The organism is Pseudomonas sp. PLMAX (assembly GCF_046042685.1).
GTDB lineage: Bacteria > Pseudomonadota > Gammaproteobacteria > Pseudomonadales > Pseudomonadaceae > Aquipseudomonas > Aquipseudomonas putida_AE.
On sequence record NZ_CP064950.1, the window covers coordinates 175,157 to 188,196 of the forward strand.

Genomic DNA, 13,040 nt, shown 5'->3' on the forward strand with positions numbered 1-13,040 from the left:
TGCGCTTTACGGTTGTCTGGCAAAATCCAACCGAACACCCCAGACGTCAATTCGCTAAAGGATGACCCCATTGAACGATCCAGTACTCACTGCATCCCTGGTGCAGGAAACCTTCTGGCAAAGAGACGACCGTTTTGCTGTGGTTGCCTTCAAAGCGAAGACCGCCGAAGAGGACTTACAGCGGCTTGGCTTACCTCGGATGCCAGTGGGTAGAGAGTTCTACAAGGAGCGGGGCGATTACTGGATCAAGGTTGGCGTTGTCAACACTGCTGAAGACCAAGGCGGTGATCATTACGGTATTCGCTTTACCGACAGCGAGCGGTGGAATGACCGATACATACTGACCATGGGAGGCCATTTGCTCTGGGATCTGGCGAGAACCGTGTGCGTGATTGGAACACCTCATTGCTCTCTGGTTAAGGAGACCCCAAGGGACAGCGGTGTCGGATCAGGTTATATCCCAGGGATGGCAATCGATCACTTGCCAATCCTTAGCCATGCGTATGGTGAACTGATCGTTGGCTTCCAGTTCGCACCAGAGCATTTACCCGGACAGCCTGGTGTCGGCAGGGGCGGATGCAAGGATGACTGGGCAATCAGAGTGTGATCGGCTTAGTGGCGTCTGACTCGCCATAATCCACTTGAGCAGGCCTGGTCTGTATGAACAGCTTCTGCTGTTTTGGGCTCAGGCATGATGGATCTTCGGGAGTCCGGAGCATACCCGCCGACTTCAAGCTGCATCAGGTATTCCTCCCACTCAGCACCGGCGCTATCGTCATGGAGGGTAGGATTGGCTTGAGGCTTGAGACCACGTTTCAGTCGATCACGACTGGCTGCATCCATCGCGTAGGTTGTGATCGTGTAACCATCCTGGAGCTTCTCCTGGACTTTGTCTTCCAGCAGCTTACTCAGTTCTGCCTTGTCCATTGTGATCCTCTTGCTTTCGACAGAGACCCAGTAAGCGTAGGAGATCTGTAGCAAGAGTCCAATTTAATGCTTCCGGATAAGATCAGCGATCATGCCCACCCGTGTTGGCATAGACCTAGCACTCAGCAGACGGTTCATCGCACCACCGAGCTGTCAGTGCATTGTTGTGGACTGCTGAGCCTTGGTTGCCAAATATTTCACGGATTCCAGTCGAGAATCGCCAAGCAGCTGAAGTGCACGAACTGCCTCTGCCGAGAACTCAAAACTGAATAGCCAAGGGGCAGGTTTTAAGGCGTCATAGCTCCATTTCGGAAGCATTTGCCATTGCCAAGAAGTCTCGCCTCGCTTGTATGTCACTGTCTCGCTGGACAGCCGATGACCAAGCTCAGCAAGCATGTCTTTTTCTTCATCGTCAGCCACCAAAAATTCAATTTTCATCCTGTTATATCCATTTAGCGTGTTTTTATCGGCTGCGTTTCTCGGCCCAGCGTGGGGTGGAAGGTGCGGCAAGCACGTCAGGTCTCCAAATTGCAAACCAAGCCCGATTCGCGAGTTGGGAAATCGGGTGTTGGGTTGAAACCCTGAAACGTAAAGGAGGCTTAGCCTACGATTTTCCGCAATCTGTGTCACACATTCCCCATGGTCTTCAGATTCATGCAACACACCTGGATTGCTGTCTTTATGCTAAATTATGGCTCAGCTATAATTATTCCTGATTCATAATTCTGGATAAAACGGATGATCTTCAATCGACCGCAGCTTGCAGAGCAGATGGCCCAACAGCTCCTTAACCCAGGAGTCCTGGACGAAGGGCTACGATCAGGCCTTTTCCTCTCCGGCTTACGGCGCACGGGGAAGACTACCTTCATCCTGGCTGACCTTATTCCTGCTCTGGAAGAGAAGGGCGCCCTGGTGGTCTATGTCGACCTTTGGAGTGACACCCTCACCAGTCCAACGGAGCTGCTGCATAAGGCACTTCTGAAGAAGCTCACAGAGCTACAGGAGCCATCGTCCAATGCCCTTGCTACCTTGAAGCGCATCAACGGCCTAGACCTTGGTGGTTTTGGCTTCAAATTCGGGTTCAAGCTCCAGGAGATCGGAAAGCCAGGCGGTACGACCCTCGCGCAAGTTCTGACAGAGGTGGTCGACCTGGCCAAAACGAATCTCGTGCTGATCGTGGATGAGGTTCAGCAGGCGATGACTACTGATGAGGGGCAAAACCTGCTGCTCGCGCTTAAAGCTGCAAGGGATGCGATCAACCCAAGGCCTACGACACCAGGGCACTTCCTGTTCATCGGCACCGGGTCGCATCGGGCCCAGCTGAGCGAGCTGACCACAAAGCGCAATCAAGCGTTCGCCGGCGCCACCTCGGCAAACTATCCGCTCCTTGGGAGCGACTACGTGCAATTCCTGATCGACAGGGTTTCTGAGCAGATTGCGTCCGATAGGTTGCCGTCCATGGCCGTAGCAAACAATGCGTTTGCAACCCTTGGCCATCGTCCGGAGGAAATGATCAAGGCGCTCAACCAGATGATTCGTCAAGGCAGCGATCCCGATGTCGTCCTGCCAATCATTGCCGGTACTCTGCGCTCTTCGGCTGCTGACAACGAGATCCTTAAGGTGGAAAGCCTCGGGCAGGTGGCTGTGGCTATCTTCGCCAAGATCGCAGCATCCGAAGAGCCCGTGAAGATGGTCTTCTCATCAGATGCAGCTAAGGAATACTCGGAGTTCGTTGGCAGAGAGGTCAAGGTCGATGAGATCCAGCCCGTGGTGAATGCCTTGATGGCTGACAACCTGATCATGCGCAAAGGACATGGGGCGTACACCGTCTCAGATCCGTTCGTGGGGGCGATCTGGCGTGAGTCGCAGCGGCTCTCTGTCTTTGGTAATGCGGTAGCTGAGAAGGGTGAGACTGAATGACATGGTCATCGCCTGCAGCGCTCAAACTTAAATCACGGAGCACCTGAAAGTGAATTCAAAGCACATCACTGAGACGAGTAAATTCCTCAGTTTCGTCTTGCGTCACTCACCAGAATCCATAGGCCTGGAACTCGATAGTGAAGGCTGGGCATCAATTGGCGACTTACAGAACGGCGCAAGACAGCAGGGCCGAGAAGTTGACAGCGACCTTCTGCTGGCGGTTGTTGATGGGAATGAAAAGAAGCGATTCTCCATTTCCGATGACGGCTTGAGGATCCGAGCTGTACAGGGGCATTCAGCGCCCACAGTTAACCTTCAACATGTCGAGAAAAAGCCGCCAGCTGTGCTTTACCACGGCACAGCGACACGCTTCATGAAGTCCATCCTGGCGCAGGGATTGCTACCTGGCGCACGTCACCATGTGCACCTTTCAGAATCGCGTGAGACAGCTGAATCGGTCGGTAAGCGCTATGGTTCCCCGGTGATCCTAGAATTGAAGGCTGATGCGATGTACAGCGCGGGCATCAAGTTCTACCAAGCCGATAATGGCGTGTGGCTAACCGACGCTGTTCCATGCGAATTTCTGATGGAGCCCAAATGAAAAGTCTGAGCAGCTGGCCACCACGTTTAGGCAGGGGGCGATTCCCGCCGACTCGGGCATCAACCGAAGCCTGGATGCGCCATCTACAGGTTCACCACGATGCCGGTGGTGAAATCACTGATGACGGATATCCAAGCCCCCAACACGATCTGGTCATGGGCAGATTGAGGCAGGGTTTTTGGCGAACGCAAAAACTTAGCGCCTACTCAGCTGAATTTGGTCATCCATGACCATAGATAGCTTGTTACATCGGGAAGGGGATCCGGTCGCATCTAATGCCAGTGAGCAGAAAAATCGCTGATCACTCATCCGATTCAAAGACCAGTTCAGGAAGCTAAGTTTCGGCTGACCCTGTTGGGTAGGCAACCACCAGTCGTTAACAGCGGTATATGAACTGTAAAGTTGAAGCCGTCTTTGCACGCCATGCCGCTATTTAGATGGTTGACTGCGATGCTTATGGCGCATGACCTTGAGGTGTACTTCCTGTCGGTGAAACTTACCATAGCCGGCACGCTGCGCTCGTCTGCGGCACTGATAGCTCACCACTTGAAATCAGGATAGAAGTCGAAATTCTCGTACTTCTCAAAGTCTGGCATATTGTCTCTGTTCAAATGCGCCCAGACGGGATCCAGAGAGTTGACTAGCATCCATAGTTGGGCTTTGCGTTTAGCTGGTGTCAGCTCAAGGAAATAATGCGTGCGGCTACCACCACGTTTGTACATGCTAGACGGCCCAGACGCCCCGATTCTTAACCCAGCTTCAAGAAACGAATTACTTGTACCCGGAAGCAACACCTCAATCGATGAAGCAACGATGTCCTCCAGAGAATACATAATAGCCTGATGATTTCGATTCAATGGCATGTGAGCCATAGCTGCCCTGATCAAGCCAGCCTGCCAAATCATATCCGTCCAAAACCAGTCGAACCCATAGATCGGTGTCTCGTCTTCTCCAAACCAGTCCCTAGTTGATTTTCGCCTTCCACGATCATATGCATGCCGGATCTCATAGAGAAGGCTGTAGAGTGGGCTAAGGTCTGTATTAGCGATTAAGTGACTTTTCTCTTGAACGTCAAAGATAAACTGATAGAGGGCCTTGAGCTCATAAATATCACCCCAAAGCACGATGCCCGCGTTTGACTTTCTCTTATCAAACAGCATGGAGTCGCTCCTCTGGTCAGCACTCTTAGGAAGATTTCTTTAGCTTAGTCTCTAATGTCACCAAAGAAAGCCCCTCCGACGAGGAGCCTAATGGATTCAACTGGCGACGGTGCGTGCGAGCTTCGTTTCCTCAATCCCATCATTGGCATGGAATATCGAAGTGCAGCATGGTCATCCATGACCATAGGTAGCGTTACATCGGTGAAGGGGAGGCTGCATCGAGTGATGGTTTGCTTGCAAATACCTCGCGAACCGCTTTCGCTGCAGCTTTACGACCATCGGCAATGACGTCATCAAGACCCTTAATCATATCGGTCGTGTCTTGCATCATGCTCTCGCGGTTTGCTGCCCGAATGGCCTCCTGCTCAGCCTTAGGCTTGGCATCGAATTCGATTCGCGATTTTACAGAGGTTTCAAACTCTTCACGTGTGTAGGACTCTCTAACATGCTTCAAGAGAAGACCAAGCATCACGTTGCCCTTGGAATCGAAATCCGGGCTGTCGAAGGTGAGAATCGGCAAATCCCAATCCACCAGCTTGTCGATGCTCGCCTTTAGCTGATGGGTAGTGATTTTGTCCTGAATCATCGAAAAGTGTGCGTAGGTGGCGCTGATCAGCATGTACTGCGGCTTCCTGCCATGGCGGTCGTCAACCCACTGCAGGTTGTGCAGGGAAAGTTGATCCACGAACGCTGCGGTTCTGTGAGTTTCGATATCCGATCCTTTGAACAGGGCCTTGGCGTCTTCAGGCCTGTAGTCATCGACACCATCGCAGTCTGGGTATTTTGCCTTGTAAGCCTCAAATCCACGCGGGATGGCATTAGTCAGGCCGGGAGCAATACGACCAGCAGCAATCTGCGCGGTAGTTACCTGCCTGGTGAAGTCCCATTTCTGGTCGACGTTCATCCCAGCTTGAGCATAGTTGTTGAGCTCGGTTGAGATATTGCTCAATGCCTGGATCAAGGCATCGTACATAGGCGCATAGTCCTTCTCGACTGGGTCTTCGTGCAAGGACTCAAGCAAGCTCGACCGCCTGCGCTGGATGTCCGAGATAAAGGTGCCAACCTCCAGTGCATCGAAGGTAGCTCTGCCATCATGGAATGCAGCCTTCTGGATAGAGCTGACAGCCGCGTGAAGGTTCTCAATGGGTTCCCATTGCTCAGAAATGAAGTCGACTACGGCCTGGATTTCTTCGCTGATGGACAGATCTGGTTTGAAAGCTTTCACGGAGGATCCTTACTTTTCTTTAACGATACCTGTGGAGTGCAGGTCGGTTCCAGATGCTGAGGACGCCGGCGCTTCGCTCAACCTCCAGGAAGGCACCGCTCAGCACGCTAACGCCACTTTTGTTCACTCCCATAGTCGAACCCTATGAGAGCTGTGCACGCCATTTCTAGCGGCGTGCCGGAGGCGAGATCGTGTATGAGGTGAGACTCGATGAGTTCGTGCTGCAGTGCGAGGTGACCTACTTAGAGGACGTGCCGCCAACACCGGGTATCGATACAAGCGACTGGGATGCATACGGATACAGGGAGATGGAGTTTCAGGTGATTTCTGGCCAGATCTGCGATGAGGAAGGGGTGGCCATCGACGCGGGTCGCAATGCATGCGCTGCGCTGGCGGAAAAATATGCTGAGTTCATCGAGCAGGAGCTGTGGCGTCAGATTGAAAAGGAACGACAGGATGTTGCTTGATTCACCCTAGTGCGTTGGATGAGCCCAGTGATCAGCTGGGCTCAGAGCGATTAATGTCAGTTGCAATTATTACTTTTTTTCAAATATTGGGGATAACAACTATGAGCTTGTCAGTGTCCTGGAGTGTGTCATATATCAGATCTTCAACTCGCCCAACATCGTAATGTTTGCTATATGTAATATCGTCAATATCGGTTTCTGGCAACCAGTCTGGGTATTGCATCGGAGCGGCGTAAGCAAAAACCGTTACATCCCCATATTCTTTCTTGAGTTGATCCAAGCATTTGACGAGAAAAGGCCCTGAGATTCCAGTGGTTGCTGAGTTTGACTTATTCCACGATGAAATAGTAATAATCACATCAGAGTCTGGCCATCTTCCATCTTTGAATAGATCATCAATCTCACGATCACTAAGCCCATCAGTCTCTAATTCCTTTGGCATTGGAATGTCGTCATATTTGATGCGCTCGACTAGCTGAAATTCCCTGGTGAAGCCAGAGTCTTCTATATAAGGGAATTGAAAATTACCATCTAGTGTTTGCTCTATAGAGAACTCATAAATACCACCAGAAGCGTAGGCTAGAACTGCTCCTTTCTGGTTTTTCAACTGAGCCATCCAAAATGTTCCGCAAAGCTGACTACTATTAAACTCATCGACCATTGGCATGGTCGAGAAAATTATCTCGTTATCATCGTAGACCGATCCTTCCTTCTCTTTCCAGCCTCTTGCTTGACTGAAGTTAAATTTATCAACAAAAAAACCGTTGCGGTTCTTATGAAAAAGAAATAGCTCTCTTGCTTCACTTGAGCCAAAATCAGCGATAAACATTTCTAGCAGAATATCACTGATTTTTCGGTAGTCTTCTTCAGAAATCGCGGGAAGTAACCCAGATGACCAAGAATCCTGTAGTATGGTTGATTTAACTAATGCATTATGGGTGTATTTGAACACAAGATCTTTATATGCCCCTGTTCTTTCAGTGGCATCTTTAGATGTCTGGACAATATCTGCCTCCAATAGTTCAGAGACCGTATATTGCATCAACTCATAAGACACGTCAGAGTCGCAATTTCGTAACAATCTAGAAAAATCATCTCGATGCGAAGGCTCGTTATTGTCTGAAAGCTCAATATCCTGTTCGCTTTTACAGTTTAGTGAAACATATAGGTAGTATTCGTACAGTCTAGTTATAGTTGTTTCGTCAAATCTCAAAACATATCTACGCTCACTATAGATATCAAGTCTTTCATAATTCAAAACTTCGAAGCATCGATCAAAATCGGACGCATCTGACAGGTCGGATTCAATGATTTTGAGAAGGTTTCGCTTCACATCTAATAGGGTTGGAGTCATTACAACATCGATCAAAAAAACTGTGTTACTAAACTCCATTAGATTTGGGCCGCTATACCTTGTGGAAGTCTCATTCATTTCTGAGATGCCGCTGTAGCCAAGGGATCTGGACACAATATCAAGGAGCTGCGTATGACTTTTCTTGCCTTCAGGGTTGAGAAACTTCTTGATTAGCTTCGCAATTTTCGCTGGCTTGTGAGCTTCTATATCAGCTTTGGTAACAATGGCTTTCATATCATTCTCTAGCGGCATCAAAAGAGGTGTCGGCTCCCTCTCATGCCTGTGAAGGATATGAGTAGGTGATGGTGTGAGATCTCGAATGGAACGTCTCGTGCACAAGGGCTTCAGCAGGCCGACCGCTGGTATGAGACTTAACCTACGCGAAATCATAGCAGCAGTTTTCTGGGAAGTGAACCTGGCTCACCAATCCTTGCGAGGCTTAGATTTGTGATGCGCCGCGAGGCGGAGACGTAGGGTATGGAGATCGACTGGGGGCTCAGGAATCAAACTCTACGGGCCATTCATTAGGGTAGTTGGCCAGGTGCATTTCAAGCTGACGGTGCGCACCCTCGATAAACACCGAAGTATCTGGGATGCCATCGTCGAAGAACGCCATAGGCCTAATGATGACCCGGCCAGCAGGTGTTACCCAATCCACTGCGATGAAATGCACCCCTGGGATTGATGACAAAGGAGGAATGAGACTCCAGGTTTTCGTGATCCTGGCGTAAGCAGCCAGGGCTGTTGCGAAGTAGTCACCCAACTCCCGGCGCTTTAGAACATCTTTTTCTGCGTCGAACTGCCCAACAACCGAGGCTAGCAGCTGATTCCCAGGTATCCCTGCGTCATCAATTTCCTTAAAGACCCCAGTGCCATTGCTCATGTCACGGTAAGCCTCTGATGTTAGCTGACAGCCGATTCTCGGGCCGCGCACCAGGCTCATAGAGTAAAGCCAGAATCGCACGGAGCTTGGATCTGGTGCTGCTTGCCATAACGTCCAATCAGAGCCTGCGAGCGAGGCTTCGAGCTTCTTACGCATTGCTTCGGCGAGATCCATGATTGGGCTCCATAGGTAGGTGAAATTCGCAGCGAGAGGGGAGCTTGGCGGTGTACAACCCAGTGGGTATTGAAAGCCACCCCCTATCGGTTAATGAACGCTTTTACTTGAGCTGTCTCTGGTGAGTAGGTCGATGGTTGGATCAATGTGATTATCCGCAAAGACTTTGACCAGGCCATCATCCCCATCTTTAAGGTGCTCGATGTTGAGCCCATCAACGCCACCTGCAATGAAGGCGCCGTCTGAGACGATCTCCTCAATCGACGTAGATCCTGCATGGAGGATTAGAGGCAACCATTTCTCGTCGCTGTAAACCCTCCCCCAATGCACGACGCATTTTTCGGTCTCTTCATCGCCCAATCGCATAGGCGGGCCGATAAAAAGGATTCCGCGACGGATTTGTCTTGATGATAAATACTCACCTACGACTTCTTCTGCTTGAAGGATGGCGGGGTTGTCCAGGAAGGGGAAATTCATCTCGCTGACAATGAAGACTGGTATGGGGTCGGCAGCGTGATCGATCTGGAAGCTTGGCTCACCAAATTTCCAGCCCTTGCTAATCGAATCTTTGCAGATGCTGAAACCCAGGTGCTTGATGACAGCCAACCAGCCGGCTGCGCTTACCGGCATCCCTGAGCGAAACTCATGATACATCTCGGCCATGACCTCGAATGGCGATGGGACATTCGTCTTAATCTTCCTTCGAGGGTAAAACGGCTTGTCGTTGAACCGCTTATTGAAAGAACGGCGGCGCTGCATCTCGAACTCTTCAGGGATTCGGTCACCAGTGGGGCTGAGGTTATCAAGGAATTCAGCTATGAAGGGTTCGTCAAAACCCCGATGCGTCAGAACCTTCTGGTAGTGTGCAATCCGCTCCTCATACGCCCCCTGATCCCTGGCTTTAAGCTGGACGTCCTGCATGACCATGAAGGATTGGGCGTAGGAATGCATCAGAGAAACGTTCTCTAGGTCGTCGAACCTCAGAAAAATCGACTCTCTCTCTGCAATCTCTTTGATCAGCTCAGCCGCCGAGGGGAAGCGACACAGTTCTGCGTAGATGTCCAAGCTGTGTGATGGTAGCAAGCCAGTCGTGGCAGATAGGGCGTCTACCCAGAGCATCACTTCATCGATTGAGATCGCTGTGCAGTGCATCGTTGACGTCCTCTTGGCGTACCTTCTGTTCGAACCCGATTCCTTTACATGTCTGCAACTTCGCAGAATGACTCCCAGTCACCGGCCTTTATCTGGTTCAGTACGAAAGACGACATGCGCTGTATAGCTGGAAGCTCGGCAGCCTGCACCAGGGATGTTAATCCCAACGAATCAACACGTGACTCAAAACCGTTGAGGGTATCTTTGTTCTCTTTACGAGCGCGAACAACGAATTGGCTCTCTAGACGTTCGAGGTGGATTCTGACTATCTCGCCATTGAATTCGAACTCTCTTAGCACTAGAGAATTAGTTTCCTTCGTGGGTGCCGGGGCAGGTGAGTCCCAGCCCCCAGTACCACCAATTGGAATCAGATTTATGAGTCCGATTTTTGCTTCAGTCACTTCATAACAGGAAGAATTTCTGATCAATTCTAAGAGTGGCTCTTCGACCAGAATAACCTCGCTCTCAACGAAGCCTCCGGATGCATAGTAGACAGGGTGACCAACCATATCTTCATGTTGGGCACGCTCTGACGCATCGAAATGTACCCAACCTTTTGTTTTCTGCAAAATTATCCGCACCCCAAATGGGGCCTTACCTGGATTTTCCACGCGGATGTACGGGTGATCGGTCTTTTGGTTTGTCGTGCAGATAGCGTCAAAACCAAGGTGCTTCAAAAATTTCGTAAGGCGATCAGCTACCGAGCGGCAGATGGCAGCCTGCTCTCGTTGCTCCTTACCTGCATTCCAATATTCTTGATTTCGCATGCCGACACCCAAAAACTTGAAATTTCAGATCAGGTTAGCATGCCATCAGCTTTATAGCCGCCCAGCCAGCCGGCAACCCTGTGCCAGGCAGGGATCTCAAGCTATCGTGATGGAAGGGCGTTTCTTGCAGAATCAATGAAACGAGAAGTAAGCAGCACCGTAATCGTCGTCAAGCCTAGGATGGCGGTTCGCAATGTATCGTTGGATAGCCCGGTACTCCCGGTTGTACCCGTACTGATGCGGGTACTTGCCACCTTGGTCTGGCCAAAGCATCTGCTTATAGGTCGGCTTCCTACCCATGTCTTCGAAGTAGGCATCGGCCTGGACTGTGTAAGGAGCTGCTTCGTCGTTCTCCACGGTCTCAAGGAGCATCGTCACATCCCAGAGATCTTTAATCATGCGCCCATCCTTCGGACGGTGGCACATTCTCAGCTGGTTGAAGTACTCCATGATGGCGCCATGGATGACCTCAGGCGGAAGGCCGAAGACAATGAGCTCCGGTGCGCCAATATTGGTCATCCCAATTGTGTAGCTGAAAGGTGGGGAATTCTCAGACCCAAACACATGCTGAATGTGCAACCCATCTCGGGCTATGTTGCTCGTAACCATAGCTCTGATTCGCCGGGCAATCTCGCTGTCACTGGGTCTCATGGTTGACTCATTGTTTATTGAACCTAGGGTTAGGTTAACAACCAAGCAACAGGTAGGTAAACAAGCCAGATCCCCAATGGTTGAGGGAGGGGCAGGGATGCAAAATACACCGGGGCCGGTGGCGGACGGGAAATGGGAGCTAAGGCGCGAGTGCCGTTGTGGCACCCGCATTTAACCTCTTGGTCTACTTAAGGAAGCTCAATTCCGGCTGGCCATGAGGAGTTGGCAAGCACCACCCATGAACAGCGGAATACGAGCTGTAAAAGTTGAAGCCATCCTTGCACGCCACGCCGCTATTCAGATGGTTGACTGCGATGCTTATGGCGCAAGATCTAGAGCTGTACTTGCGGTCAGTGAAACTCACTTTGCTCTGGATGTTTTTCATAAGCTGCTGGGCGGAAGTCCTAAGCCCAAGAGATACGGTGAAACGCTTACCATCGTTGTTGTAGACCAGTGGTGTGAAGACGTCCCCATTCGATTCTTTGAAAATTGCATACGCAGGAACAAGGAAGAACTTCGTAACCCCAGTACTTGCGAGCTCGGCCTGAATCATGGCTATCGTTTCCGCGTGGCCTTCAGGGCTGAATTGAGCGTGCACCACAGCGAAGAACACGTCTGATGGGATGTCGTTGAGCTTGAAGATCTCCAATGGCAACGTTGGATGCTTAGAAACAGGGCCAATATTCCAGTCCATGGCGGACAGCACACAGGCCCAGCTGTTGCCTGGGCTGGTTGTCACTGGCTTCTCAAGCTTCGAAACTCTTACGCCAAGGGCTGAGTCGGTAAGCCAGTCCACGATGTCCTGAGTTTTCGACTCTTTTGGGTCGTGCATTTTTAACAGAACGAGGCCGTATTCATGGTCGGCGTTCTCAATGTCGCCCTGGATGTGGTATTCGGCTAATTGGATTAGAGCTGCGTTATACAGGCCATCAGTTTCAAGTGACCCGTCCATTTCGAGGCGTGGGAGCCCGCTATCAACAGCATCGATTACCTTCTTGAGCCATCTGGCTGAGCGGTTGGCGTTGCTTTTGTCGCCTTTCCTGTACCCCCAGAATGCAACGTTGGCTGCGTTAAACATTCCGATGAGTAGACTCAAGTCTGCCGCTTTTTCATAAATTTCAATGGCAGCGGCATGGTCTGGCTTCCCATTGATCAGGCCATCCCTAACGATAGGGCAGTAGTTGACGTAGCAGGCAGCTTTTTCGTTTGGTGTTTTGGCTTCGGCAATAGCCATCTGAAAGTATTTCTCGGCTCGTTCAAACTGGGCTACGGTGCGACCGTTTTGTAGGTATCCAGTCGCTGCATTGTAGGCAGCCATTTGCACACCAATGTCAGCTGCCCTGGCCGTCATATCATTCACTTCTGAAGAATGTGAATGCGTGATACTGGCAACGTTCATCAGTGTGTTGATAACGAGCTCGGCTATAACCCGATTCAAAACGTCGTCAACCTGTGAGACAAAATCGCCCTGAATTTTGTTGTACGCTTCGTGATCAGCAGGAGCAATGTCTACCGAATCTATTATCTGAACGACCAATGTGGCTGCTTGGTTGAGCTTGCCGTTTTCAGCAATTTTCAACGCTTGCGCCCAACGTTTATCGGTCGATGGAAGCACTATTCGAGTTAGCTGGTTATGTGCAATGAGCAGGATTTCTGAGCGCTTCGACATTTCGGATTCCGGTATCAGTTCGATCAATCTGCGATGAAAACACAGCATCCAATATGCAGTAAACCGTCGTGTCAGCTGCGTATTGAGGAC

General features: G+C 50.6%; 14 protein-coding genes. 4 read left to right on the top strand and 10 right to left on the bottom strand.

From position 1 onward, the window contains the following. The first annotated feature begins 70 nt into the window (after positions 1-70). On the top strand, positions 71-607 hold the full coding sequence (locus tag DKB71_RS33365) for a hypothetical protein (protein ID WP_408601970.1): 537 nt from the start codon (positions 71-73) through the stop codon (positions 605-607). Positions 608-612: 5 nt separating this feature from the next. Here the strand turns inward: DKB71_RS33365 and DKB71_RS33370 are convergent, their stop codons facing one another. Both DKB71_RS33370 and DKB71_RS33375 read right to left on the bottom strand, forming a co-directional pair. After that, positions 613-927: a hypothetical protein gene (locus DKB71_RS33370; RefSeq protein ID WP_408601971.1), complete on the bottom strand. Its 315-nt coding sequence runs from the start codon at positions 925-927 to the stop codon at positions 613-615. Between the two features lie 153 nt (positions 928-1,080). Next, complete coding sequence (locus tag DKB71_RS33375) at positions 1,081-1,365, bottom strand: hypothetical protein (protein ID WP_408601972.1); 285 nt, start codon at positions 1,363-1,365, stop codon at positions 1,081-1,083. Positions 1,366-1,665: 300 nt separating this feature from the next. Here DKB71_RS33375 and DKB71_RS33380 point away from each other — a divergent pair, with 300 nt between their 5' ends. Further along, positions 1,666-2,847, top strand: coding sequence for an ATP-binding protein (locus DKB71_RS33380; RefSeq protein WP_408601973.1), 1,182 nt, complete (start codon positions 1,666-1,668; stop codon positions 2,845-2,847). Positions 2,848-2,896: 49 nt separating this feature from the next. Next, positions 2,897-3,448 (top strand): RNA 2'-phosphotransferase, encoded by a 552-nt coding sequence (locus DKB71_RS33385; RefSeq protein ID WP_408601974.1) that lies wholly within the window; start codon positions 2,897-2,899, stop codon positions 3,446-3,448. Between the two features lie 539 nt (positions 3,449-3,987). On the opposite strand, the gene DKB71_RS33390 is transcribed toward DKB71_RS33385, so the two are convergent. After that, complete coding sequence (locus tag DKB71_RS33390) at positions 3,988-4,608, bottom strand: DUF6904 family protein (RefSeq protein ID WP_408601975.1); 621 nt, start codon at positions 4,606-4,608, stop codon at positions 3,988-3,990. Between the two features lie 193 nt (positions 4,609-4,801). After that, on the bottom strand, positions 4,802-5,833 hold the full coding sequence (locus DKB71_RS33395; RefSeq protein WP_408601976.1) for a hypothetical protein: 1,032 nt from the start codon (positions 5,831-5,833) through the stop codon (positions 4,802-4,804). Between the two features lie 191 nt (positions 5,834-6,024). Here DKB71_RS33395 and DKB71_RS33400 point away from each other — a divergent pair, with 191 nt between their 5' ends. Beyond that, positions 6,025-6,300 (top strand): hypothetical protein, encoded by a 276-nt coding sequence (locus DKB71_RS33400; protein ID WP_408601977.1) that lies wholly within the window; start codon positions 6,025-6,027, stop codon positions 6,298-6,300. A 79-nt stretch (positions 6,301-6,379) separates the two neighbouring features. Here the strand turns inward: DKB71_RS33400 and DKB71_RS33405 are convergent, their stop codons facing one another. The 6 genes from DKB71_RS33405 to DKB71_RS33430 form a co-directional block, all read right to left on the bottom strand. Continuing rightward, positions 6,380-7,888, bottom strand: coding sequence for a hypothetical protein (locus tag DKB71_RS33405; protein WP_408601978.1), 1,509 nt, complete (start codon positions 7,886-7,888; stop codon positions 6,380-6,382). Positions 7,889-8,150: 262 nt separating this feature from the next. Continuing rightward, positions 8,151-8,711, bottom strand: a complete 561-nt coding sequence (locus DKB71_RS33410) for a hypothetical protein (protein WP_408601979.1) — start codon at positions 8,709-8,711, stop codon at positions 8,151-8,153. Positions 8,712-8,801: 90 nt separating this feature from the next. Next, the gene (locus DKB71_RS33415) at positions 8,802-9,863 is read right to left on the bottom strand and encodes a hypothetical protein (protein WP_408601980.1); all 1,062 of its coding nucleotides are present in this window, start codon (positions 9,861-9,863) and stop codon (positions 8,802-8,804) included. Between the two features lie 44 nt (positions 9,864-9,907). Continuing rightward, positions 9,908-10,630, bottom strand: a complete 723-nt coding sequence (locus DKB71_RS33420) for a hypothetical protein (protein ID WP_408601981.1) — start codon at positions 10,628-10,630, stop codon at positions 9,908-9,910. A 132-nt stretch (positions 10,631-10,762) separates the two neighbouring features. Next, positions 10,763-11,281: a DUF4262 domain-containing protein gene (locus DKB71_RS33425; protein WP_408601982.1), complete on the bottom strand. Its 519-nt coding sequence runs from the start codon at positions 11,279-11,281 to the stop codon at positions 10,763-10,765. Between the two features lie 184 nt (positions 11,282-11,465). Next, the gene (locus DKB71_RS33430; RefSeq protein WP_408601983.1) at positions 11,466-12,950 is read right to left on the bottom strand and encodes a hypothetical protein; all 1,485 of its coding nucleotides are present in this window, start codon (positions 12,948-12,950) and stop codon (positions 11,466-11,468) included. Positions 12,951-13,040 lie beyond the last annotated feature (90 nt).

What these genes read in the sequence shown, in the direction of transcription:
- DKB71_RS33420 (WP_408601981.1), bottom strand. Translation starts at nt 10,630, where the DNA reads ATGCGAAATCAAGAATATTGGAATGCAGGTAAGGAGCAACGAGAGCAG.
- DKB71_RS33380 (WP_408601973.1), top strand. Translation starts at nt 1,666, where the DNA reads ATGATCTTCAATCGACCGCAGCTTGCAGAGCAGATGGCCCAACAGCTC.
- DKB71_RS33430 (WP_408601983.1), bottom strand. Translation starts at nt 12,950, where the DNA reads ATGTCGAAGCGCTCAGAAATCCTGCTCATTGCACATAACCAGCTAACT.
- DKB71_RS33370 (WP_408601971.1), bottom strand. Translation starts at nt 927, where the DNA reads ATGGACAAGGCAGAACTGAGTAAGCTGCTGGAAGACAAAGTCCAGGAG.
- DKB71_RS33425 (WP_408601982.1), bottom strand. Translation starts at nt 11,281, where the DNA reads ATGAGACCCAGTGACAGCGAGATTGCCCGGCGAATCAGAGCTATGGTT.
- DKB71_RS33405 (WP_408601978.1), bottom strand. Translation starts at nt 7,888, where the DNA reads ATGAAAGCCATTGTTACCAAAGCTGATATAGAAGCTCACAAGCCAGCG.
- DKB71_RS33390 (WP_408601975.1), bottom strand. Translation starts at nt 4,608, where the DNA reads ATGCTGTTTGATAAGAGAAAGTCAAACGCGGGCATCGTGCTTTGGGGT.
- DKB71_RS33375 (WP_408601972.1), bottom strand. Translation starts at nt 1,365, where the DNA reads ATGAAAATTGAATTTTTGGTGGCTGACGATGAAGAAAAAGACATGCTT.
- DKB71_RS33415 (WP_408601980.1), bottom strand. Translation starts at nt 9,863, where the DNA reads ATGCACTGCACAGCGATCTCAATCGATGAAGTGATGCTCTGGGTAGAC.
- DKB71_RS33410 (WP_408601979.1), bottom strand. Translation starts at nt 8,711, where the DNA reads ATGGATCTCGCCGAAGCAATGCGTAAGAAGCTCGAAGCCTCGCTCGCA.